This window comes from Acinetobacter sp. C15 (genome assembly GCF_013420645.1).
GTDB classification, from domain to species: Bacteria; Pseudomonadota; Gammaproteobacteria; order Pseudomonadales; family Moraxellaceae; genus Acinetobacter; species Acinetobacter indicus.
Map to the genome: position 1 here is coordinate 80,653 of NZ_VOXR01000007.1, position 22,936 is coordinate 103,588.

Annotated in this window: 17 protein-coding genes; 9 read left to right on the plus strand and 8 right to left on the minus strand. The window is 48.3% G+C overall.

Features of this window, described 5'->3' with window-relative positions; all coding sequences use genetic code 11:
• The 5 genes from FTT63_RS04665 (at nucleotide 1) to FTT63_RS04685 (ending at nucleotide 10,262) form a co-directional block, all read left to right on the plus strand.
• The gene (locus tag FTT63_RS04665; RefSeq protein WP_127801101.1) at nucleotides 1-3,717 is read left to right on the plus strand and encodes a UvrD-helicase domain-containing protein; all 3,717 of its coding nucleotides are present in this window, start codon (nucleotides 1-3) and stop codon (nucleotides 3,715-3,717) included.
• A 62-nt stretch (nucleotides 3,718-3,779) separates the two neighbouring features.
• Nucleotides 3,780-5,555, plus strand: a complete 1,776-nt coding sequence (recD, locus tag FTT63_RS04670; protein WP_127801100.1) for an exodeoxyribonuclease V subunit alpha — start codon at nucleotides 3,780-3,782, stop codon at nucleotides 5,553-5,555.
• Between the two features lie 778 nt (nucleotides 5,556-6,333).
• Nucleotides 6,334-6,603: a 30S ribosomal protein S15 gene (gene rpsO, locus FTT63_RS04675; protein ID WP_004637724.1), complete on the plus strand. Its 270-nt coding sequence runs from the start codon at nucleotides 6,334-6,336 to the stop codon at nucleotides 6,601-6,603.
• 247 nt (nucleotides 6,604-6,850) lie between these two features.
• Nucleotides 6,851-8,938: a polyribonucleotide nucleotidyltransferase gene (gene pnp / locus FTT63_RS04680; protein WP_171065134.1), complete on the plus strand. Its 2,088-nt coding sequence runs from the start codon at nucleotides 6,851-6,853 to the stop codon at nucleotides 8,936-8,938.
• A 97-nt stretch (nucleotides 8,939-9,035) separates the two neighbouring features.
• Nucleotides 9,036-10,262 carry a CorA family divalent cation transporter gene (locus FTT63_RS04685; RefSeq protein ID WP_127801099.1) on the plus strand — a complete coding sequence of 409 codons (1,227 nt, stop codon included), beginning with the start codon at nucleotides 9,036-9,038 and terminating at the stop codon, nucleotides 10,260-10,262.
• 86 nt (nucleotides 10,263-10,348) lie between these two features.
• Here FTT63_RS04685 and FTT63_RS04690 read toward each other — a convergent pair whose 3' ends face one another.
• From FTT63_RS04690 to FTT63_RS04715, 6 genes are all read right to left on the minus strand, one after another.
• Nucleotides 10,349-10,618: a YdcH family protein gene (locus tag FTT63_RS04690; protein ID WP_034598128.1), complete on the minus strand. Its 270-nt coding sequence runs from the start codon at nucleotides 10,616-10,618 to the stop codon at nucleotides 10,349-10,351.
• Between the two features lie 76 nt (nucleotides 10,619-10,694).
• A complete protein-coding gene (locus tag FTT63_RS04695; protein ID WP_005181858.1) occupies nucleotides 10,695-11,033 on the minus strand; it encodes a chaperone modulator CbpM in 339 nt (112 codons plus the stop codon).
• A gap of 392 nt (nucleotides 11,034-11,425) precedes the next feature.
• Complete coding sequence (locus FTT63_RS04700; RefSeq protein WP_127800189.1) at nucleotides 11,426-11,887, minus strand: DUF2147 domain-containing protein; 462 nt, start codon at nucleotides 11,885-11,887, stop codon at nucleotides 11,426-11,428.
• Nucleotides 11,888-12,299: 412 nt separating this feature from the next.
• Nucleotides 12,300-13,175, minus strand: coding sequence for an Hsp33 family molecular chaperone HslO (locus tag FTT63_RS04705; RefSeq protein WP_005181862.1), 876 nt, complete (start codon nucleotides 13,173-13,175; stop codon nucleotides 12,300-12,302).
• Nucleotides 13,176-13,225: 50 nt separating this feature from the next.
• Entirely contained in the window at nucleotides 13,226-15,067 is a 1,842-nt protein-coding gene (locus tag FTT63_RS04710) for a monovalent cation:proton antiporter-2 (CPA2) family protein (RefSeq protein ID WP_016659637.1), read from the minus strand.
• A gap of 50 nt (nucleotides 15,068-15,117) precedes the next feature.
• On the minus strand, nucleotides 15,118-17,340 hold the full coding sequence (locus FTT63_RS04715) for a primosomal protein N' (protein ID WP_127801098.1): 2,223 nt from the start codon (nucleotides 17,338-17,340) through the stop codon (nucleotides 15,118-15,120).
• 151 nt (nucleotides 17,341-17,491) lie between these two features.
• On the opposite strand from FTT63_RS04715, the gene gspF reads away from it, so the two are divergent.
• The 3 genes from gspF (at nucleotide 17,492) to FTT63_RS04730 (ending at nucleotide 19,923) form a co-directional block, all read left to right on the plus strand.
• Nucleotides 17,492-18,697: a type II secretion system inner membrane protein GspF gene (gspF, locus tag FTT63_RS04720; protein ID WP_005181870.1), complete on the plus strand. Its 1,206-nt coding sequence runs from the start codon at nucleotides 17,492-17,494 to the stop codon at nucleotides 18,695-18,697.
• Nucleotides 18,698-18,748: 51 nt separating this feature from the next.
• The gene (gspG, locus tag FTT63_RS04725; protein WP_005181871.1) at nucleotides 18,749-19,186 is read left to right on the plus strand and encodes a type II secretion system major pseudopilin GspG; all 438 of its coding nucleotides are present in this window, start codon (nucleotides 18,749-18,751) and stop codon (nucleotides 19,184-19,186) included.
• 401 nt (nucleotides 19,187-19,587) lie between these two features.
• On the plus strand, nucleotides 19,588-19,923 hold the full coding sequence (locus FTT63_RS04730; RefSeq protein WP_045795389.1) for a hypothetical protein: 336 nt from the start codon (nucleotides 19,588-19,590) through the stop codon (nucleotides 19,921-19,923).
• A gap of 151 nt (nucleotides 19,924-20,074) precedes the next feature.
• Here the strand turns inward: FTT63_RS04730 and lnt are convergent, their stop codons facing one another.
• Both lnt and FTT63_RS04740 read right to left on the minus strand, forming a co-directional pair.
• Complete coding sequence (lnt, locus tag FTT63_RS04735; protein ID WP_127801097.1) at nucleotides 20,075-21,634, minus strand: apolipoprotein N-acyltransferase; 1,560 nt, start codon at nucleotides 21,632-21,634, stop codon at nucleotides 20,075-20,077.
• Nucleotides 21,631-22,470 carry an HlyC/CorC family transporter gene (locus tag FTT63_RS04740; RefSeq protein ID WP_005181878.1) on the minus strand — a complete coding sequence of 280 codons (840 nt, stop codon included), beginning with the start codon at nucleotides 22,468-22,470 and terminating at the stop codon, nucleotides 21,631-21,633. Before FTT63_RS04740 ends, lnt begins: the two co-directional genes overlap by 4 nt.
• Nucleotides 22,471-22,668: 198 nt before the next feature.
• On the opposite strand from FTT63_RS04740, the gene tusA reads away from it, so the two are divergent.
• On the plus strand, nucleotides 22,669-22,926 hold the full coding sequence (tusA, locus tag FTT63_RS04745; protein WP_005181880.1) for a sulfurtransferase TusA: 258 nt from the start codon (nucleotides 22,669-22,671) through the stop codon (nucleotides 22,924-22,926).
• The last annotated feature ends 10 nt before the right edge of the window (nucleotides 22,927-22,936 follow it).

Sequence of the window (22,936 nt, forward strand, 5' to 3'; positions counted from 1 at the left end):
ATGGCCGCTACTCCACATTCTTCGCCACTATCTTTCCAGCCCATTACCGACATGCAGTTCAAGGGGCTGCACTGGATTGAAGCTTCGGCTGGCACCGGCAAGACCTATACCTTAACCAGCCTGATTGTGCGGATTTTTCTGGAAGCCTATTTACCCCATCAGGTGGTGGCGACCACCTTTACCCGTGCCGCCGCGGCCGAGCTGAAAAGCCGGATTCGTGCACGTCTGGTTGAAACCCTACGTTATTTTGAACAGTGCCAGTCCTATACTGAAGCCGAACTGCAAGCCAAGGCCCAGACTGAGTCCGATCCGCTATTGCAAAAAGTGCTGGCGGATTATGCTGCCAAACCGGACTTTGCCCGTGACCGGCTCAAGCTGGTGATTGACCAGCTGGATGAACTGTTTGTGGGTACCTTAGACAGTTTTAGCCAGAAGTTGTTGCGAGAATTCAGTTTTGAATGTGGCAAGATTGAACGCGCCGATATTACTGATGATGCCAAAAGTTATGTGCATCAGCTGATTCATGATGTGCTGCGGCAATGGCTGCAGGCCCAGCCACAGCAGGTGGTGAATTATCTGCTGTTGCAAAAGAAACTCAAGCATGTCGACGCCTATGTGGGTATTGTTGAAAATACCCTGAATTTTGCCTCGGCCCAGTTTCGTGAAGTACCGGCGCCCGAACTGGATTTAAACCAGTTTGAAGCAGCCATTGATGAGTTGTTGCAGCTGGATCTGGCTGATGTCGACAGCCTAAGCGACTATTATCTGGAGCAGGGCCAGTACGCTGCATTGGTTGGGAAAAAGTGGCGCACCAATCAGCTGATGCAACACACCTTATGCGAGGCTTTGCCGGCATTACTAAAGGCGTTGTCCCAGCAACGTGGCTATGCCTTGTTTGCACCACATTTTGAAAAAACCTTAAAGCTGTGTACCGATTTATCCACCAAAAAAGTGCTGAACAAATGTCCGGACGAGGTGCTGACGCAATTTGAACAGCATGCGGTGATTCAACGGCTAAAAGCCTTCTGCCAGCAGTTGCAGCAGCTGCAACTGGATTTAGAGCTGCTGGATGCCTATCTCAAATACTATTTAAGCCGCGAAGTGAAAAAACGCCTGCCACAGGTGTTGCAGCAAAAAGGTGAAACCACCTTTGCCCAGCAGATCCGCAGCCTGTCGGAAGCCTTGCAGGGCGAGCAGGGACTGCGTTTTGCCCAGTTTGTGCACAGTAAATATCCGCTGATTCTGGTCGATGAATTTCAGGATACAAACCAGGATCAGGACAGTATGCTGGCCAGTATCTGGCGTCATGCCCGCTATTATCAGCAGGGCTGCATGATTATGGTGGGTGATCCAAAACAGGCCATTTACGGTTTCCGCGGCGGTGATATGCTGACCTATAACAAGGCCCGGGCCGATGTGCAGGCCAAACAGGGACGTCTGTATAGCCTGAAATACAATCATCGTTCTATTCCGGCTTTGGTGGAAGTGGTCGATGCCTTGTTCCAGCGCCAGATGGATTTTGGTGAAGAGGTGCAATATAGCCTGGTAGAAGCTGGACCTCGCCCCCATCCGGCCTTAATTGACGGGCAAGGGGAGAACCGGCAGCCCTTGCGCTGGTTAATGCTAGAAGACAAAAATAATGAAGCATTGCAGGTGGCCTGGAAAATCCGGGAGCTTTTAAATCAGGCGGCGCAGCAGCAGATCTATCTGCACAATGGTCAGGAGCGCAGCCCGCTAATTGAAGATGATATTGCGGTGCTGTCCAAAAACCATGACGGGCTGGACAAGGTGCAGTACGAGCTGGAGCGGCTCGGGATTCGGGTGAACCGTCCATCCAAACGCAGTGTGTTTGACAGCCAGATCGCCAAAGATGTGGGGGCGGTGCTGACCGCAATTATGCATCCTTATGATGAAGCCAAAGTCAAAAGAGCCTTGTTAAGCCGCCTGCTGAATTTTAATTTACAGCGCTTACTGGAACTGGAAGCCCATCCGGCCGGCCTGAGCCAGTTTATGGATGATTTTGACTGCATCCGCAGCATCTGGTTTGAAAAAGGCTTTTTAAGTGCCTGGCAATATGCCCTGAACCTGTTTCAGGTCTGGGAGAATCTGGTCGCCCATCACAGCCGTGACAATGAACGGGTGGTGGTCAATCTGCGCCATTTAAGCGAACTGCTTAGCCAGCACAGCGAACATTATCAGGGTGCACAAACCCTGTATCAGTGGTATTTAAAACAGTTGCAGGCGCCAAGTGAACGCGAGTGGGAACTGGAGCGAAAACTGTCCAATGCCGCCGGGGTACAGTTGATGACCATCCACCAGTCCAAAGGGCTGGAGTTTAAAGTGGTGTTCTTGTTGGGGGCGGATAAGGATTTTCGCGAGGTCAACAAAACCCTGAATTTCTCGACCATTCAGGCGGTCAATCCGCTGACCGGTCAAACCGAGCAGCAGCGTCTGATTGCGGTAAATGCAGCAGCCTTGCTCAGTGCAGAGGATCAACAGCAGCATCAGCTTCGGGCCGAAGCTGAGCAACGCCGTCTGTGGTATGTGGCGCTGACCCGGGCCAGCCATCGGGTCTATGCCATTTTGCAGGATCAGAGCGGCAAATCCTGTTCCGGTCTGGCTTTCTGGCGCGGTCAGGGCAGTGACGTTTTCCAGCATCCGCATTGTGGCGATGAAGCATTGCTGACTGAAAAGCCGCCAAAGCTGAAGCTGCAGCAGCATGAGCAGACGCTACCATTAACGGCAAAGACTTTCCCGCAGCAGCGTTTCTATCCGCGCAGTAAAACCAGTTTCAGTGCTCTGGCCCAGCATTTAAGCCGTAAACAGGCGATTGATGCGCTGGCGGCTCATATTGAGCAGCACAGCAGTGCCTCTGATGAAGTGCATCAGCCAGTAGCGGTGGCTGATGTCGACATCCTGAATCAGCCGATTGCCTGGATTAAACGCCAGTTCCCGATGGGTACGCTGGCCGGTAATTTCCTGCATGAGATTTTTGAACACATTGATTTTCAGGATCAGCAGGACTGGCCGCTGGAAATCCAGCGCCGTTTTAAAAATGATTATCCTTCTTTGTGGCAGGAGCTGCAGGACAAGTTTAGTCAGGAATATCCGGAACATACGGAGGAAATCTTGCTGAGCTGGCTGTCGGCTTGGCTGCTGGATGTGCTGAGTACACCGCTGCATCCGGGCTTTCAGTTAAAACAGCTGGCGCCCGAGCAGCATCTGGCAGAATTTCCGTTTTATCTGTCCTTGTCCGATCAGGTCTTGGCGATCAAGCGGATTCATCAGCTGTTTGATGAATATGGCATTCAGATGCTGGATTTTCATGATGCCAATTCGGCGCGCTATTTAACCGGTTCGATTGACCTGGTGTATTTTGATGGCCACCGTTACCATATTGCCGATTATAAAAGTAACTTTTTAGGCGCCGATCAGTCGCATTATCAGGCGGCCTCGGTGCAGGCCAGCATGTCACAGTCCAGTTACTGGCTGCAGGCCGGTCTGTATCTGGTGGCCCTGCATCGCTACCTGAAAGTCCATCTGGAAAATTACGATATTTATCAACATTTAGGTGGGGCCAGCTATTTGTATTTGCGCGGCATGAATGGTCAGGCCGGGCAGGGCGTGTACCATTGGAAACCGCCGGTCGAGTTTATTTTGCGACTGGATGCACTGTTGGGGAATCCAACTGTCGATCAACTGGGGAAAATTGCCTAAATCATTTAATAACATTTAAAGAAAGAATGATTTAGCATGTGGATAACTTTGAGGATAATAGTGTGGACAACCAGCGGACAGTTTTAGCAGCAACGCCTGAAACCCAAACCCCGGCATGGTTTGCGCTTTGGAGTAACTATCTTTTACAGGCGCCTTTTTTTCAGGCGGAAAAGCGAGAAGATTCCGCTAAAATCATCGCGCAGTTGCTGGAGGCTACTCTCAATGGTGACAGCTGTATAGCCGCTTCTGCCGAACAGGTGGCAGCGTTGGCCAATCTGGTCGGTTCCGGTTCTGAACCGGGTTCGGTGGCGCCGTTTATTTATGACCAGCAGCATTTATACCTGTACCGTTATTGGGCGCTGGAGTCGGCGCTGGCACAGCAGGTGGCACGCTTAAAACAGCAAGCTGTTACGGCGGTAGATGTGTCGGACTATCTGCATTTATTGGAAGACCAGCACCAGCAGCAGGCGCTCAAAATGACCGCGACTACCGCTTTTAACCTGATTACGGGCGGCCCGGGTACCGGTAAAACCTATACTTTGGCGCGGATTATTGCCGTGCTAAACCAGGCCTTGCCGGAAATCCGGATTGCCATGGCGGCCCCGACCGGAAAAGCCGCGCAGCGTATGAAAGAAGCACTGCAGAATTCCTTTGATGATCCGAAAATTGCCAATCTGGTCAGTGACGATCTCAAACGCCTGACCCCGATTACCATCCACCGGCTTTTGGGCCTTGGCAACCGGCAGCAGCCACGTTTTCATGCCCGGCAGCCGTTGCCTTATGACCTGATTGTGATTGATGAAGCCTCCATGCTGGACCTGAATCTGGCCAGTATGCTGTTCAATGCCATTGCTGAACAGACCCGGGTGATTTTACTGGGAGATGCGCAGCAGCTGGCGTCGGTCGATGTTGGTTCGGTACTGGCCGATTTACAGCAGGTGCCGGCACTGGCAGATAATCATGTGCATCTGGTCACCAGTCGCCGTTTTAAAGCCGGTGCCTTAATTGGTGAAATGGCCCGCTTTATTCAGCAGCAAACGGCTGAACAGCCGGCCGCGCAAATCTTGCAGCAGTTTGCCGCACAGCTGGTGCAGCCGGGCGAATTACAGGCCGTAACTTTAACGCAGGACATGGCCGATGTACTGCAACTGGAATATTTACCCGATGAAGCCCCGGATCCCATAGCCGGGCAGGGTTATTATGACAAACTGATGCTGGGCTATCAGGGCTATGTGCACAGCCTAAAACAGTATTTACAGGCCGATGATCCGGACGCGGTGGTGGCGCAGGTGGTGAAAGCCTTTGACCAGTATCGGATTCTGACTGCAATTCGGCATGGTGGCTTGGGCTTGCAACAGCTGAACATGCAGATTGAGCAGCGTTTGTTGCAGCAACTGGCTCTGGACGTGGCCAAGCAGGGCGACTGGTATGTCGGCCGGCCGGTAATGATGACCTATAACGACTATCAGCTCGGCCTGTCCAACGGTGATATTGGCCTGTGTCTGCAACGTCTGCGTGAGGGCAACCGGCAGTTTGAAGTGTATTTCCCGAGTCTGGATAAATGGGTGCCAGCCACACGCTTGCCAAAAAATATTGAAACCGCATTTGCTCTGACCATTCATAAATCTCAAGGTTCGGAGTTTCAGCATGTGGCGGTGGTGCTGGATCAGGCCGCGCAGAATCTGCTGAGCAAGGAACTGATCTATACCGCCATTACCCGGGCCAAATCGGTGGTGAGTTTACTGGCCGACCGGCAGGCGCTGGTACAGGCCTTAACCGTGAAAACCAGCCGTAACAGTGGTGTGTTAGAAAAAGTAAATGAACATTTGTCATTATAAAGTTGGCATAAATAAACCCGGCCGTTGTAAGAAAATGCTTACAACGATTCGAGAAATTTGCGCATAGAGCTTTGCCTGAGTTTTTGAGAAGATGACTTCACACAAAAGCTCAACACGGAAAGTTGAGGAAAATCGCAAAACCAGAATAAGAAAGTCGAGAGACAGCGAGCTTACATTGAAGTAGGTGAAAAAAAGAGGAAACTTACAGCCGCTAAGCCTTGTAGTTTTGGGAGAGACTACAGGGCTTTTTTATTGGCAGTTCAAAATCAAAAAAATGAAGCGTCATTCATCGACGTAAGCGAAAACGTACAAGGAGAGAGGTAATTATCTGCTTCTTTCCCCAAGGGCTTGTGGCAAAATCTATCACATAAGGAAAGCCAATTAAAACAGGGAATGTTGATTAGAAGAAGGCCAAAGCCTCGCTATACATCACAATAAATAAAATTAGAACAACGAAAAAAGAAGAAACTACAGCGCAAAAAATAGCCCGGGAATTTATTCCCGGGCTATTTTTATTCCACTTCAGCTTATTTACGTTTCATCATCCCGGATTTCTCTTTGGTGTTTTATGAATAGAATCAATCCTCCGGGTAGACGTTGCATCATTCATGTGACATCGCATCGGATAATTCATGGCTTTTTCGCGTTGTGTTTTGCAATTTAAGCGGTTTTGTCTTAAAATAATGCACTTGCTGTAGTGATGCACGGCAGTCAGACAGATGCTTGACATCGGTTTGATTTTTATCAAGGTATTTTATAAGCATCTCGGAGAAATCGAATGGCTTTAACAAACGCAGATCGCGCAGAGATCATCGCTAAATTTGCTCGTGCTGAAAACGACACTGGTTCACCAGAAGTTCAAGTAGCTCTTTTAACTGCTCAAATCAATGACTTACAAGGTCACTTCAAAGAGCACAAACACGACCACCATAGCCGTCGCGGTCTGATCCGTATGGTTAACCAACGTCGTAAATTATTAGACTACTTAAACGGTAAAGATCACGGTCGTTATGTTGCGTTGATCGGTGCTTTAGGTTTACGTCGTTAATTCGATTTAGACTTTTATTTTCGGGTTATTGCATGCGTTGCGCTGTATGTCTGAAAACTAAAGTGTACCCGGCGTTGACCGGGTAATTAAGAAGGGGCGATTGTTTCGCTCCTTCTTTGTGTTTAAAAAACCTATATTTCTAGTGAGGTCGGCTTCTAAGCTTTGTCATTTACTTGAACCTGAGTCGTGAATGCCAAACCTTAGGGGTCTCCACTAGAATAAAATCAGGAAACAAAAATACATGTCAATGTTTAATATTATTCGTAAAGAATTCCAATATGGTCAGTACAACGTGGTACTGGAAACCGGTCGTGTTGCACGTCAGGCCAACTCGGTTTTAATCACCATGGGTGGTGTATCGGTACTGGTGGCGGTAGTTGCACAGCCAACAGCAAAAGCCGGTCAGGACTTTTTCCCACTAACCGTAAACTATCAAGAAAAGCAATACGCTGCTGGCCGTATTCCGGGTGGTTATGGCAAACGTGAAGGCCGTGCGTCTGAGGCAGAAACTTTAATTTCACGTCTTATTGATCGTCCAATTCGTCCATTGTTCCCCGAAGGTTATTACAACGAAATCCAGGTAACAGCAACAGTTGTCTCTTCTGACAAAACCATGGAAGCGGATATTGCTGCCATGTTAGGTACTTCAGCAGCACTGGCAATTGCGGGTACACCGTTCCGTGGCCCAATTGGTGCAGCACGTGTGGGTTTAATCAACGGTGAATACATCCTGAACCCGAACCACGAACAGCTGGCACAGTCTGACCTTGACCTCGTGGTTGCAGGTACAGAAGCTGCAGTACTGATGGTTGAATCTGAAGCGAAAGAACTGTCTGAAGACCAGATGCTGGGCGCAGTGTTATTCGGTCATGACGAAATGCAAATTGCGATTCAGGCGATTAATGAATTTGCAGCAGCGGCTGGCGCAACTGAGTCAACCTGGACTGCACCAGAGAAAAATGAAGACCTTCGCGCGAAATTAAAAGAAGCGTTTGAAGCGAAAATCTCTGAAGCCTATACCATTGCAATCAAACAAGACCGTTATGCTGCTTTGGATGCATTGCAAGCAGAGGCGGTTGCGCAGTTCGTACCTGAAGAAGATGTAGATGGCATCGCAGATGACCTGAATGAACTGTTTGAAGATCTGAAATACCGCACTGTACGTGACAACATCCTGTCTGGTAAGCCGCGTATTGATGGTCGTGACACCAAAACTGTACGTGCGTTAGATGTACAGGTGGGCGTTCTTGATCGTGCTCACGGTTCTGCGCTGTTCACCCGTGGTGAAACACAGGCGTTGGTAACAACGACTCTTGGTAACACCCGTGATGCATTAATGGTTGATACCCTGGCTGGAACCAAAACTGACAACTTCATGTTGCACTACAACTTCCCGGCTTACTCGGTTGGTGAAACGGGTCGTGAGTCTGGTCCTAAACGTCGTGAAATCGGTCACGGTCGTCTGGCACGTCGTGGTGTACAAGCGGTTCTTCCAGCTGCTGACCGCTTCCCGTACGTAATCCGTATTGTATCGGACATTACTGAATCGAACGGTTCATCTTCTATGGCGTCTGTATGTGGTGCATCTCTGTCACTGATGGATGCCGGTGTTCCACTAAAAGCACCAGTTGCGGGTATTGCGATGGGTCTGGTCAAAGAAGGCGAGCGTTTCGCAGTGCTTTCTGACATCCTGGGTGACGAAGACCACCTGGGCGACATGGACTTTAAAGTTGCCGGTTCTGCCAACGGTATTACTGCGCTGCAAATGGACATCAAAATCGAAGGGATCACTGAAGAGATCATGGAAGTGGCATTGAACCAGGCTTATACCGGTCGTATGCACATCCTGAACGAAATGAACAAAGTGATTTCACGTGCACGTCCAGAAATTTCAATGCATGCGCCTACCTTCCAGGTCATTACCATCAACCCGGACAAAATCCGTGACGTGATTGGTAAAGGCGGTGCAACCATTCGTCAAATCACTGAAGAAACCAAAGCGGCAATTGATATTGAAGACAACGGTACCGTTCGCGTATTTGGTGAAACCAAAGCAGCTGCACAAGCGGCTATTGCCAAAATTCAGGCTTTAACTGCTGAAGTTGAACCAGGCAAAATCTACGCCGGTAAAGTAATTCGTATTGTTGAATTCGGTGCCTTCGTAAACATCATGCCGGGTACAGATGGTCTGCTGCACATTTCTCAAATTTCAAATGAGCGTGTAGCTAACGTGACTGACGTACTGAAAGAAGGCCAGGAAGTGAAAGTCCAGGTTGCAGATGTCGACAACCGTGGCCGTATCAAGTTAACCATGAAAGACATTGATCAGGCTTAATTTCAGGCCCTGATGAATTGAAAAAGCCCGCTTTATGAAGCGGGCTTTTTTATGGCATGATCGCAAAATAAAATGACAGGAATGTGGATGCACGCGGATGCAACAGTATTATTTTTCCCTCCATGACACCACACAACAGTTATTTCTGCATCGGGGGCCGGCCGCCGAGGCAGAATTTATCTGGCTGGACTATACCCGGGAAGATGTACGCCAGCATCCGGAACAGTGGCAGCAACAGGTACTGCAGCTCACCCAGCTGTGGCTGAACGAATATCATCTGCGCGATATTTTAAATCTGGAACATCCCTGCAATTTCGATAGTCTGGAAGATTATGACCTGCTGATTTTCCGCAAACTGATTACCCCGGATGACCAGATTTATAACTTTAATGACGAAGCGCATGAGCATGTGTTTGGCTTAAGCATCACACCAGTCAGTTTTATTCTGACCCCGCAGGTGCTTATTACGGTGCGTGAGCAGGGCAATAAAGCCATTGAAAATTATATTGCCCGTTTAGATACCATTTTAAGCCGGCCGGCTGAAGAGCAGAATAAACCGAAAAAACTGGCAACCTCGCCTCTAGATTTGGCCTTACGTTTACTGAACAGTATGGTCGATGACTATTTAAACCTGCGCCATCCTTTAACCCGCCGGGTCGAGTTTTGGCAGCGTGAGCTGTTGCAGGGCCATCGCCGTTTTAACCAGTGGCATCAGTTGCTACAGGAAAATATGGCATTTCAGCAGGTGGAAAATCTGTGTGAAGAACAGATTGATACCTTGCAGGAACTACGCGATGAAATTGTTGAAAACTATCTGCATTTAAAAGGCAAGAAACGCAGTGAAAAACAGGAAATCATGCTGGTGCGGGTCGATGACTTAAGCAGCCATGTGGCCCGCATCCAGAAACATACCTTGCGTTTAAGAAGTGCGATTCAGGCGGCGATTGACCTGCATTTTTCTGCTATTGCCAACCAGACCAATGAAAATATGCGGATTCTGGCGATTATTACCGCGGTGTTTGCACCCTTAACCCTGTTAACCGGAATTTATGGCATGAATTTCGTGATGATTCCGGGGCTGGATTCACCCTATGCTTTCTGGGTGATGCTCGGCACCATGCTTATTACCACCTTGTTGCTGCTGTATTATTTTTATCGGCGGCATATGGTGGGACGCGGTGAAAAAAGCGTATTGGATATGCTTTCGCAGCGGCCGGATCGGACTCGGATTGACCTGTTCTGGTTTCTAGATTATGTGCCCGGCAAGCCGTTACCGCTGGAAGATGAAAGCGCTCTTCGCGATTCTCAGCTTAAACCAAAATAATGCAGCCTTCATTTGCCTGCCCGAAAGAAAGCATCTGCTTTCTTTCGGGCAGCGTGCAGATTTCATCGCACTGCAATAAAAACCGGTTAAGGTGAAGATGAAGGATTTTGCTGGGCCTGCTGCAAAAGCTGATAAATCTGATCTTTCAGTTTTAATTTTTTGCGTTTCAGCGCCTCGATATCATCATTAATCTGATGAACCGGATCAAGCTCGAGCTGGCTGATTTTCCGGTCCAGATGTTCATGATCTTCAAACAGGCGCGCAAAATGTGGGTTGTCTTCGCGCAGTTGTTGCATTAATTCCCGAAACTCCGGGAACATGAGTTTGACCTTTTTGTTGCATTCTTTTGTTTTCATTGCGACCGTCTATTTTCCCAAAAATAAAGAGAGGGAAATACGCAGATTTCCCTGTAGAGAGTAAATGGCGTGGTGCCTAGCTTTGTCTTAAATGCAGATGTTTGACTTCTTTGCGCAAATTTTGCAGCTCATCAATCAGGTCGAGCATCATGGCGACGGCAGAAAAGCTGGCATTAAAATCACGTTGCAGGCGATAGGCCTGGCGGGCACGAGAGACATCTTCCCCAAAAAACTGGTGAATCCGTTCTTCCGGACGTGAAGGGAGAATGTCATATTCTAAAAGCTGTAATACCCATTCCGGGCTTTGACCACAAGCTTCAGCAAAATGCTCTAAATCAAAAGATACGCGCTCATCTATAATTTCAGCTTGTGGGCGACCAGACTGGGAGTTTTCGCGATATTGGATCGTGGTCATGGCTTACTCCTTTTAGCTTGAACTTGTTAAAACAAGGAAGAGCAGATGCATGAGTTGTTCTAACGTAATTTCGGGTCTATGCGCTGCGCTCTTGTTGTTTTATCTGAAGGATTAATTTTATTTAAAACCATATTTCAGCATTTGGCTGTTTTGTTTGGTATTCCTTTGTGCTTGAAACGTAGCCTTGCTTGCTTTTTCGCCATTTTGCTGGCAGTAAGAACAGTCAACAGGCCTACCTTCAGCTTAAATAAACTGTTTAAATTTTATTCATTATTCAGGCTTTCGAGAGGGACGGACAGAGGGTAGAGCAACTATATTGTTTCAAATTATGTCCATGTCATTAAGATAAAATGAAGGCTTCCGTAGAAGCCTCTTGTAAACTTGTTGAAGAATCAGTATTTAATCCAGGTCACACTACGACCGATCACGGAAACACCGACATAGCCGCGTAAGGTCAGGCGTTTACCGTTGGCACTTAGGCGTGCCTTGCCTTTATAGACTTTGCCGCCAATCGGGTCGAGTACACTGCCTTGCACAAACTGTAACGGGTTTTTTGGATCCTGCCTAAAGCCCCAGATAAATGGCAAGCCGATAAACGGTTTGTTTTTAAGTTGACCCGGACATTGGTGGCAAATATTCATTTTTTCTGCGCCCGGAATGTTGCGGGTTTCAACAATAATACCTTCATAGGTGCCATCTGGCTTTTTACGGATTTCGACATCGGCACGGGAATAACTGGTACGGTCATCAATTGTTTTCCATTTCCCCACCAATGGATCATTCTCTGCGAAAGATACGCCTGAAACTGTTGCCAAAAGCAATCCAGCAACAATCCCTGTAAACCCCTTTTTCATGATTATTATCCCACAACGCAATGCGCGTTATTAAAATTAGAGTAAAGTGCCTAATTCTATAGAAGAAAATACTGTTAAATCAATGAAATAATAAGTGAAAACGATCACAATAAGATATGAAACCACTAAATAGTTGCAACTATTGCACACGCTTGAATTCATCAGTCAGGTTATACAGAGAATGTGTGCTTGCGCTAGATGAATAAAGCGGTATGGTTTGTCGCAACCCCATAGCTTAAAAAAGATGAGTAACGGCTTGAGCGAGATTGATGCTGAGTTCAGTAAAAAGCGTGAGCTATTCGAACCTATATTTACAGGGTCATAAAGATTGAATAAGCGCATGAAACTGAACATAAAAAAGAGACCAAACCGTTCTCCGGTTTGATCTCTTGGTAGTCTTGAATCTTGCGGCCTAGCTTAGGTGTTCACCAAACAGGCCAAGTGCTTCTTCTGCAGTAAACTGATAACGTGCATTACAGAACTGGCAATCCATCACAATCGGGTTTTGATGTTCCAGGGTTTCACGTACTGCATTGGCTCCAATCTGGGTCAGCGCCGTAGCACAGCGTTCTTTGGAACAGGTGCAGCCAAATTTAAGATGTTCGACTTCTGGCAGACGTACTTCTTCTTCGTTGTACAAACGGTACAGCACTTCCTGAACTTCCAGATCGGTCAGTTCGCTGGTTTTCAGGGTTTCAGTCAGCATGGTCAGGCGTGGCCATAAATCTTCATCTACACGTTGCTGTTCTTCTTCGCTATTTCGCGGTAACAGCTGAATCAGTAAACCGCCAGAACGCTGGTCGTTGCTGGCCAGTACAATGCGGGTTGGAATTTGTGCAGATAAATCATAGTACTGCATCAGGCAGCCGGCCAGGTTTGGCTTGTCTAAAGGCACAATACCCTGATAACGCTCACCAAATTCCGGTTCAATATTAATAAACAGCACCGGATTGACCAGGGTTTTGAGTACCGTGCTGCTGTCTTCAGCCTGCTGGAAATGTGGATCTGGTTCATAATCTGCCAAAGCACGAATTTCACCCAGATGATTACATTCGGCCATTGCCCATTTAAAGGTGCCGCTGGCCTGAATTTGCAGGCTAATCCGACCTTTAATTTTTAAGGTACTGGCCAGCAAAGCGGTGGCACTGAGCATTTCTCCCAAAAGGACCTGGATGGCAGGCGCATAGTCACGTTGGGCCAAAATGGTTTGCAGGGCTTCTTCAAGATGAACAATCTCACCGCGGACAGGGCTATCTTCAATAAAAAAGCGTTGGCGTAAATCAGACATAAAATTCTCCATAACCCTGCATTAATGGTGATGATATTGTAAATCACAAGTCAGTTTGATTCATTACGTGTTACATCAATATGATGGTTTTGTAGTGAACGCTTTAAATCTACACCGGTCGGGCTTTCCCGGACCTGGGCATCATTCTCGAACAGGTGCTCCAGTTCGGCCAGTGCATTGCGATGAGTTTCATAGATTTTTTGCTCATCGGTATAAATATTCTGCTGCTGGGCCAGTAATTTTTCATCATAACTGCGAAACAATTCGATACTCTTGTAAGCATCTTCTTCAGCAATACCCTGGTCGCGCAGCGCGCAATAGGCCATGCCTAAAGAAGATAAATAGGTTTCGCGCCAGATGTGTTCAACGCCTAAATCCCGCAATAAATGCACATGATGGCGGTCACGGGCACGCACCAGCAGTTTGAGCTGCGGATAATTCAGGCGGATATGCCGGGCCACATTCATCGAGTCTTCAATATCATCAATGGCCAGAATAAAGGTCTTGGCATGTTCAATCCCGGCGGCACGTAAAATATCGGGCTGGGTGGCATCGCCATAATAGACTTTACCGCCATAATTGCGCACAAAATCAACTTTATCCAGGTTGCTGTCAATGGCGGTATAGGGTAGGTGCTGCAAATAGGCCACCCGTGCAATAATCTGCCCAACCCGGCCAAAACCGGCAATAATCAGCGCTGGATGCGCATCGGGAATCTGGTCATATTCCGGCGTCTTGTCCTGATTCAGACGCGGAATCACCTGGCTGGTCATGAACCAGTACAGCACCGGGGTTAGCACCATCGACAGGGTCACCATCAGGGTAATCGGCTCTAAAATGGCCTGTGCCACCACTTTTTCTGTTAAGGCAACCTGTAACACCACAAAGGCAAATTCACCGCCTTGCGCCAGACAGGTGGCCAGTAGCAAACTGTTTTGCCAGGAATATTTAAAATACCGGGCAATTGCGGTCAGGGAAATAAATTTCACCAACAGCAGTACTAAGGCGCCGCCGAGAATGAACAGTGGACTGTCGATCAGCAGGGACATCTGAGTGGTCATCCCCACGGTCATGAAAAACAGGCCGAGCAATAGTCCTTTAAACGGTGCAATACTGGCTTCCAGTTCATGTCGGAATTCGGAATCGGCCAGTAGCACCCCGGTCAGGAAGGCGCCAAGCGTGGTGCTAATCCCCAAGACATCCATCAGGCAGACCACGGCCAGCACAATAAACAGGCCGACCGCGGTAATCAGCTCATGCGCGCCGGTTTTGGCAACAAAACGGAAAAACGGGCGCATGAGATAACGGCTAAATAAAAACAGTCCGCTAAAGGTAGCTAAAATCGCGGCGAAATAGGCCAGCCCGTGATGAGTCGATTCGGTACCGGCCAGCAAGGGAATAATCGCAATTAATGGAATGGCGGCGATATCCTGAAACAGCAGAATTGAAAAAGACTGCTGGCCATAACTGCTGTTCAGCTGCTGTTTTTCATTTAAAAGTTGCAGCACAAAGGCGGTTGAGGACAGGGCCAGGGCAAAACCAATAATCAGGCTGGCAGCAATTTGCTGCTGCAAACTGAAAAACACCAGAATCGCCAGTAACAGGCCGGTGACAGCCACCTGCGCGCTGCCCATGACAAAAATCGACTGACGCATTTGCCAGAGCCGCTGGGGTCTGAGTTCCAGACCAATAATGAACATCAGTAAAATGACGCCAAATTCAGCCAGTTCCTGAATGGCTTCCGGGTCGCTGGCGATATTGAACACACTCGGGCCCAATAAAATACCGGTAAACAGATAGCCGAGTACGGTGGCAATCCCAAAACGCTTGAGCAGCGGAACCAGTAATAAAGAGGCACCCAGAAACAGGGTGATTTGCAGCAGTAACGACATCGACAATCCTAGGAGTTATGGTGCCCTCAGGCTGCAGCCAAAGTCAGTGGTTAACTGAATTCCTGAGGGTCTATATCTAAGCTAAGTTTCATATTTGATGGCTTGTGATGCAACATATTTTGCCACCATGCACGTAGATAAAAATGTAAACGGGCGCGATCTTGCGACAACAGCACCAGATGCGCCTGATAGCGGCCGGCCTTGCGTTCCATTGGCGCCGGAATCGGGCCCCAGATATCAATTAACTGTTCAGAATTTTCTCGCAGCCACTGGGCATGTTGCTGTAAAAACTGCTGGTTCTGCTCCTGACTTTTGGATTCGCAGCGAATCAGGGCGGTATAGCGAAACGGGGGCAGCAGGGCGGCCTGACGTTCTTTTAAGGTTTGCCGGGCAAAGGCACGATAATCCTGCTCGACCAGGGTGCTCAGCAGCGGATGATCAGGACGCAGGGTCTGTAAATAGACATCGCCTTTATGTTCACCGCGGCCGGCACGACCGGCCACCTGCACAATCAGCTGCGCAGTCCGCTCTGGCGCCCGGATATCAACACTTAACAGGCCGGCATCAATATCCAAAATCGCCACTAGAGTCACATAAGGAAAATGGTGGCCTTTGGCCAGCATTTGGGTGCCAAGCAGAATCAGTGGCTGGCTGGTTTGAATGCGGTCATAAATTTTTTGCCAGCTGCCGACGCGGCTGGTGGAATCGCGGTCTACCCGCACCACCTCATAGTCCGGGAACAGATGTTGCAGGTTTTCTTCAACCTTGGCCGTGCCCATGCCCAGGGTTTTCAGTTCGCTATGCTGGCACTGCGGGCATTGCTCCGGCTTGCGGTGAATGGTGCCACAATGATGGCAATGCAGATGGGTATATGGACTATGATGCAGGGTAAAGTTGGCATCACAGTGTGGGCATTGTGCCTGCCAGCCGCAGCTGTCACAGACCAGCACCGGTGCATAACCACGGCGGTTTAAGAAAATCAGCACCTGTTCTTTTTTCTGCAGGCGTTTTTTGATTTCCTGAATCAGCAGCAAGCTTAGACCTTGCTGTTTTTGCGCAACTTTTAAATCAATGATGTGAATTTTCGGCATCAGTGCCGGGCCGGCACGCTGGTTCAGTTCCAGACGGGTCATTTTACCCTGTTCGGTCAGGGCATAGCTGTCAATACTAGGGGTAGCCGAACCGAGAATCACCGGGCAGTTTTCTAAATGGGCACGGTATAAGGCTACATCACGGGCATGGTAACGAAAGCCTTCCTGCTGTTTAAATGACAGGTCGTGTTCTTCATCCAGAATAATCAGCCCCAGATTGGGCAGCGGGGTATAAATTGCCGAGCGTGTACCAAGAATAATCGAAGCCTTGCCGGTCTGGGCGGCCTGCCAGGCCTGCAAACGTTTGCTGTCATTTAAACCGGAATGCAGCAGCGCAATATGACAGTGAAAACGAGACTGGAAGCGGCTAATGGTTTGAGGGGTCAGGCCAATTTCCGGCACCAGCACCAATACCTGTTTTCCCTGTTTTAGCACTTCCTGCATGATCTGCAGATAGACTTCGGTTTTACCACTGCCGGTCAGACCATCGAGTAAAAAGGCCTGATAACGATGCTGCGCTTTCAGTACGGTTTCAATGGCCTGTTGCTGGTCACTGTTCGGGGTTAACGGCATTTGCGCCAGCGTCATTGGCACCGGGCTAAAATCCTGCTGCTCCAGATCGCAATAGCAAATCTGCTTTTTTTCCAGCGCTTTTAAGGTTGCAGTTTCAATACCGGCCAGATTCAGGATATTTTCTGAAGTCCCGCTCGGATGCAGCTTCAGGACTTTATAGGCCTCCTGCTGCTTCTCGGAGCGCTTCAGTTTGGCTTCGGCCTGATCATCCAGTAGTTTCCACATTCGTGCCAGTAAATTATACGGGCGTCCCTGACGTAACAGGCTGGGCAGGGCGCTATGCATCACTTCGCCAATCGGAAACTGATAATACTGCGCCGACCATGTCAACAAAGTTAAAACTTTCTGATCTAGAATCGGCTGCTGGTCGAGCAGCTCGCTAATGGCTTTCAGTTTAATCTTGGGGTCAAGCGGATGATCGGGCGGGAGTTTTTCAATAATGATGCCCACCAGATTCTGCCGGCCAAAGGACACCAGCACCCGCGCGCCAACGGCAGCCTGCTGATATTCGGCCGCACTGAGCATATAGTCAAACCCGTCATACAGATAGACCGGAACAGCTACACGAACACGGTAGATGGGGGCGGGATGAACGGGCGAATTTGGCATAACAGCGGGTCTGCTTCCTGATGAAAATGTCGTCGTGCTCGATCTGGAGTTATGATAGAGTGAGCAAATAATTTATATCTCAGAATATGAATGATTTTGGTGGTGAGACGCAACTGCGTTGAATAATTTTTTGGAAAATTAGAGCATTACAATGCCTGCATATCAGTTTACAGCCCTTGATGCATCAGGAAAGCAGCAAAAAGGGGTTTTAGAAGGGGATTCTGCACGGCAGATTCGTCAGCAATTGCGTGACAAGGCCCTTATCCCGATTAGCGTTGATCCGGTAGAACAAAAACAGAAGCATCAGGCCCAGCGCTGGTTCCAGAAAAAAATGACCGCTTATGATCTGGCCTTAATGACCCGGCAGCTGTCGGTACTGGTGGCCGCAGCCATTCCGCTGGAAGAAGCCTTGCGCGCCGTGGCCAAGCAAAGTGAAAAAGTCCATGTGCAGAATTTATTGCTGTCGGTACGCTCCAAGGTTTTAGAAGGATATTCACTGGCCAATGCCTTACAGCAGTCGGGGCATTTTCCGGATTTATATATTGCCACCATTGCCGCCGGGGAACGTTCTGGACATCTGGATTTAATTCTGGACCAGCTGTCGGACTACACCGAAAACCGCTTTGCCATGCAGAAAAAAGTGCAAGGCGCGATGATTTATCCGATTATTTTAATGCTGATGTCCTTTGCCATTGTGATGGGGCTGATGACCTATGTGGTGCCGGATATTGTCAAAACCTTTGATCAGGACAAAGGCGCCTTGCCGTGGATTACCGTGGCGTTAATGCAAGCCAGTGATTTTATCCGTCTGGCCTGGCCCTTTTTGCTGGTCGGGACGATTCTGGGCATCTTCCTGTTGGTCCGCTTTTTAAAAACCTCGGCCGGCCATTATGCATTTGATCGTTTAACCCTCAAACTGCCACTATTTGGTAAACTGTCACGTGGTATAAACGCAGCACGTTTTGCCAGCACCCTGTCGATTCTGACCCAGTCCGGTGTACCATTGGTTGATGCCTTAAAAATTGGCGCTGCGGTCAGCAGTAACTGGGTGATCCGCGATTCGGTTAATCTGGCGGCCGAGAAAGTCACCGAAGGGGGGAACTTGGGCACCCAGCTGGAGCGCAGTGGTTATTTCCCGCCGATGATGGTACAAATGATTAAAAGTGGTGAAGCATCGGGTGAGCTCGACCGGATGCTGGAGCGCGCATCGACCATGCAGGATCGGGAGGTGACCACGCTCATCTCGACCTTACTGGCGCTGCTGGAGCCCTTAATGCTGGTGCTGATGGCCAGTATTGTGCTGGTGATTGTGATTGCGGTGATGCTGCCTATTGTCAATATGAATAATATGATTTAAATCGAGACCCATTGAAGATAACAAATGATGAAAGATTCAAGAGAGAACCTGATGCAACGGAAATCCTATTCGAATAAACAGGCCGGTTTTACCCTCATTGAAGTAATGGTGGTGATTGTCATTTTAGGCGTGCTGGCGGCGCTAATTGTCCCGAACGTGATGGGCCGTGGTGAAAAAGCCAAAGTCGATACCACCGCAATTACCTTAAAAGGTGTGGCCGGCGCGCTGGATCAATACAAGCTGGACAATGGCCGTTATCCGTCCATGCAGGATGGTGGTTTAGATGCGCTGGTCAATCAGCCCGCGTCAGCTAAAAACTGGTTGCCGGGTGGTTATGTCAAAGGCGGTTATCCAAAAGACAGCTGGGACAATGACATTCAATATGTGATTCCAGGCTCTGAAGGTCGCGCTTTTGACCTGTATTCTTTTGGTGCAGATGGTCAGCAGGGCGGTGAAGGCACCGATGCCGATATTTATTATCAGCCTTAAGCCGGCTTGATTATAAATGCCGTGATGGAATATATCACTTCACCTGATTGGACTATTCAATTAAAGGTGAAGTGATAATAGCTCTTAATGGCTTTGTTGCATAAATATGTAAGCATCTGATTTAAATAAATTTAATTTTGGATCAAAAAATAATCAAAACTTTTAAAATCATATAGTTATGAAATCTTTGTGCAACAAAGCCGCTCTTAATTATAAAAAATATTCTAATATTCTGATAAATATGAATTTAAGATAATCTTCCAGATTTGAGATTCATAATAAGAATTATTTCCAACAGTACTGATTACAATAATCCCGGGAATGTGGAGCAATATCATCTATTTATTTCATTAAAACCGTTCATAATAAGTCAAAAGGCACATATTTGTCTGGAGGATGGTATGAAAGCATTAATCTTGTCGGATGAAATTAACCAGTTTCACTGGACGATGCTGAAGTCTGTTCTGCTGATTTTAAGCCTGCTTCCCTTGAGTCAGGGGTTTTTGCATCTCTGGCAAAGCACCGAAGGCAGCAGCCAGATTATGGTTGGTTTCTTCGCGCTGAGCCTGATGAGCTCGTGCTTGCTCTTAAGTTTCTGGTCGGCGCTACAAGCCACTGTTTTAAAACTAGAACCAGAACAGGCTTCTTGCTTTGAGCAGGCAGTGGTAAAAGTTTATCGCTATCTGCCGATGCTCTCTCTGGCGGCGATGCTGTCCTATCTGGTGACCCAGCTTTAAATGTAGACAATAAAAAACCGAGGCATGAACCTCGGTTTTTTTTATTACTCCTCCCTTTTACAAAGGGTGAGAAGCACTGCTTCGCAAGGGAGGGATTTATAAAATTAATCCCCTTAACCCCCCTTTGATAAAGGGGGACTTCATAGGCGAATTATCTTCTCGACTTAAAGCTGACATCTACTTTACGTGGACGATAGATCCAGCCCAAAACCAGCAACAGGAAGGAGAAGATCAGCACCGGCCAATCACTAAGGCGAGTGTACAAGGTCTGGCCCTGCATTGCCGGTAATTCACCGCGTAGCACTGCTTCCTGATCAATCGGGGCCTGCTGCACAATATGGCCTTGATGGTCAATAAAAGCGGTCACGCCGGTATTGGTGGCCCGAATAAACCAGCGGCCATTTTCTTTGGCACGCATCTGCACCATCTGTAAATGCTGCCACGGGCCGGCTGTACCGGTAAACCAGGCATCATTGGACACAGTCACCAGAAAATCACTCTGGCTGGCATTACGACGGGTCAGATTCGGATAGGCCACTTCATAACAGATGGCTGCACCCAACGGCGAGTTATGAATCATCAGCGGCTTTTGTTCTTTGGCACCGCGCGAAAAACCACTCATGGATGGATCATTCTGCAAGGCCGGCAAGACCCAGCTTAACAGGCCGGATAAAGGAATATATTCACCAAATGGCACCAGGCGCTGTTTCTTGTATAAGCCTTCTGAATCTGTACCGGTGGCCATAATACTGTTGTAGTACATCGGCTGGCCATTTTGCTGAGATTCAGGCAGGTCCCAATACGGAATACCGGTGACCCAGGCACTTCCCGATTTTTCCGCCTCGGTTTTCATGGCCGCTAAAAACGGTTCGATATCGGTCTGGAACATTGGAATGGAAGATTCCGGCCAGACAATCAGGTCGCGGCCCCATTCGGTGCGGGTCAGTTCACTGTAGATCAGCAGGGTTTTCAGTTGATATTCGGTCAGCCATTTCAGGTCTTGTGGAATATTGCCCTGAATCAAGGACACGGACAGCGGCGGTTCATCTTTCTGGTTAACAAAACTGAGCTGGGAAGCACCCCAGGCACCAGCCAGGAGCAGCAATGACGGCACCAGCCAGAAGATGCGTTTATTCAGGATTTCCACCAGCGCACAGGCCAGAATAAGGGCCACAAACGACACCCCGAACACCCCGAATAAGGGCGCATAGCTGTCCAGAAAACGCTCGGTAAAGGCATAGCCTACAAATAGCCACGGGAAACCGGTAAATACCCAGGTTTTGGCCCATTCAAAGAACACCCACAGCGGAGCGAAAGTTAGCGGCGTTTCCGGGAAGAAGCGGCGATACAGCCAGGTCTGAATGGCGGTAAACAGCCCCATGGCCAAGGCCATAATCGCAATCATCAGCACGCTTAAAATGGCCGGGGTATCTCCATAGACATGAATGGAGGTATATAGCCAGAATGCACCGACAAACCACAGGCCAATGCCGTAGGCCCAGCCAATAAAAAAGGCCTGTTTGGCAGAACGCTGACGTAAAACTGCATAAAGCAAGGCTGGAGACAGCAGGGCAATCCACCAGTAATAATACGGTGCCAGGGCAAAACTGAAAATGGCACCTGCGATTAAGGCAATCAGCAGGGGATAAACTAGCGGGAGCTGTTTGTGTTGTTGGGATGAATCTAACAGCTTGGTGAAATAAGTCCTCATTGACGTACAGCTCGAATCAGATGAATAGTGCGTGCATCTGCTTCAAGAATCTTAAACTGCCAATCCCCAATTTCAATAATTTGACCTTGCAGATCACTCACCAATCCAATTTCCTGAAGCAGTAAACCGCCGACAGTTTCTACTTCATCGTCAGAAAAATCAGCATCTAAAACATTGTTAAAGTGTTCAATTGGTGTAAGTGCCTGTACCAGCCAGGTGTTGGCGGTCTGCGGATCATGATCGGGCACAATGTATTGTGCTTCGGCATCGGCCTGATCATGCTCATCTTCAATTTCACCAACAATTTCTTCCAGAATATCTTCTAGGGTTACCAGTCCTGAAGTACTGCCATATTCATCAATTACAATGGCAATATGGGTCTGGGTATTTTTCAGCATACGCAGGACCTGATCGGAACGCGCACTTTCTGGCACAAACAGTGGCTGACGCATCAGTGCCCGGATATCAACCTTCGGCGTTGGTTCGGTCAGAAAGGGTAACAAGTCTTTGGCCAGCAGAATCCCCACTACATTGTCAGGCTGGTCTGAAGAGAAGACCGGAAAGCGTGAATGGGCCGACTCGACCAGTACATGTAGAATATCCAGCAGCTCATCATCTTCCTGCAAGCTGATCATGGAAGTGCGCGGGGTCATAACCTCACGGATTTTGGTGGCCGGCAAATCCAGCACACCTTCCAGCATTGCCACAGTATCGGGTTCTAAAAAACGACGTGAATCTTGTACTAATTTTAGCAATTCATCGCGGGTTTCCGGTGCAGTACCTAACCATTTACGTAAGCCACGCATACCCCACGATGGGCCTGATTCCTCGTGCATGATCCTTCCTAAAGACTCGTTGTATCTAAAAAACTTGATTTAATCATACCGCAGAAAATACAGTTGTCTATTGTTTATCGACTTTCGCTGAAACAATGAATTTGATGATTTATCAGGCGGATAAAGCCAGCTTGCAGCATCAGTGGTTTTGCTGGCTTTGTGTTAGAATAGAAAAATTGTATCTCGCCGAGTTTTATTATGTCTGATTCATCCATTACCCCTGCCATTCAGCTAAATACGCGCGGTCTGCGTTGCCCTGAACCAGTGATGATGTTGCATCAAGCCATTCGTAAATCTAAATCGGGCGATGTGGTGGAGATTTTTGCCACCGACAATTCTACTTCGTGGGATATTCCAAAATTCTGTATGCATTTGGGTCATGAGCTGCTGTTACAGGAAGAAGTGCTGGATGCTGCTGGCAATAAAGAATTTCATTATCTGGTCAAAAAAGGCTAGGTCATCCTCC

Excerpts from the sequence above, each read along its gene's own strand:
- FTT63_RS04665 (WP_127801101.1), top strand. The coding sequence starts at position 1 with ATGGCCGCTACTCCACATTCTTCGCCACTATCTTTCCAGCCCATTACC.
- rpsO (WP_004637724.1), top strand. The coding sequence starts at position 6,334 with ATGGCTTTAACAAACGCAGATCGCGCAGAGATCATCGCTAAATTTGCT.
- pnp (WP_171065134.1), top strand. The coding sequence starts at position 6,851 with ATGTTTAATATTATTCGTAAAGAATTCCAATATGGTCAGTACAACGTG.
- FTT63_RS04685 (WP_127801099.1), top strand. The coding sequence starts at position 9,036 with ATGCAACAGTATTATTTTTCCCTCCATGACACCACACAACAGTTATTT.
- FTT63_RS04690 (WP_034598128.1), bottom strand. The coding sequence starts at position 10,618 with ATGAAAACAAAAGAATGCAACAAAAAGGTCAAACTCATGTTCCCGGAG.
- FTT63_RS04695 (WP_005181858.1), bottom strand. The coding sequence starts at position 11,033 with ATGACCACGATCCAATATCGCGAAAACTCCCAGTCTGGTCGCCCACAA.
- FTT63_RS04700 (WP_127800189.1), bottom strand. The coding sequence starts at position 11,887 with ATGAAAAAGGGGTTTACAGGGATTGTTGCTGGATTGCTTTTGGCAACA.
- FTT63_RS04705 (WP_005181862.1), bottom strand. The coding sequence starts at position 13,175 with ATGTCTGATTTACGCCAACGCTTTTTTATTGAAGATAGCCCTGTCCGC.
- FTT63_RS04710 (WP_016659637.1), bottom strand. The coding sequence starts at position 15,067 with ATGTCGTTACTGCTGCAAATCACCCTGTTTCTGGGTGCCTCTTTATTA.
- FTT63_RS04715 (WP_127801098.1), bottom strand. The coding sequence starts at position 17,340 with ATGCCAAATTCGCCCGTTCATCCCGCCCCCATCTACCGTGTTCGTGTA.
- gspF (WP_005181870.1), top strand. The coding sequence starts at position 17,492 with ATGCCTGCATATCAGTTTACAGCCCTTGATGCATCAGGAAAGCAGCAA.
- gspG (WP_005181871.1), top strand. The coding sequence starts at position 18,749 with ATGCAACGGAAATCCTATTCGAATAAACAGGCCGGTTTTACCCTCATT.
- FTT63_RS04730 (WP_045795389.1), top strand. The coding sequence starts at position 19,588 with ATGAAAGCATTAATCTTGTCGGATGAAATTAACCAGTTTCACTGGACG.
- lnt (WP_127801097.1), bottom strand. The coding sequence starts at position 21,634 with ATGAGGACTTATTTCACCAAGCTGTTAGATTCATCCCAACAACACAAA.
- FTT63_RS04740 (WP_005181878.1), bottom strand. The coding sequence starts at position 22,470 with ATGCACGAGGAATCAGGCCCATCGTGGGGTATGCGTGGCTTACGTAAA.
- tusA (WP_005181880.1), top strand. The coding sequence starts at position 22,669 with ATGTCTGATTCATCCATTACCCCTGCCATTCAGCTAAATACGCGCGGT.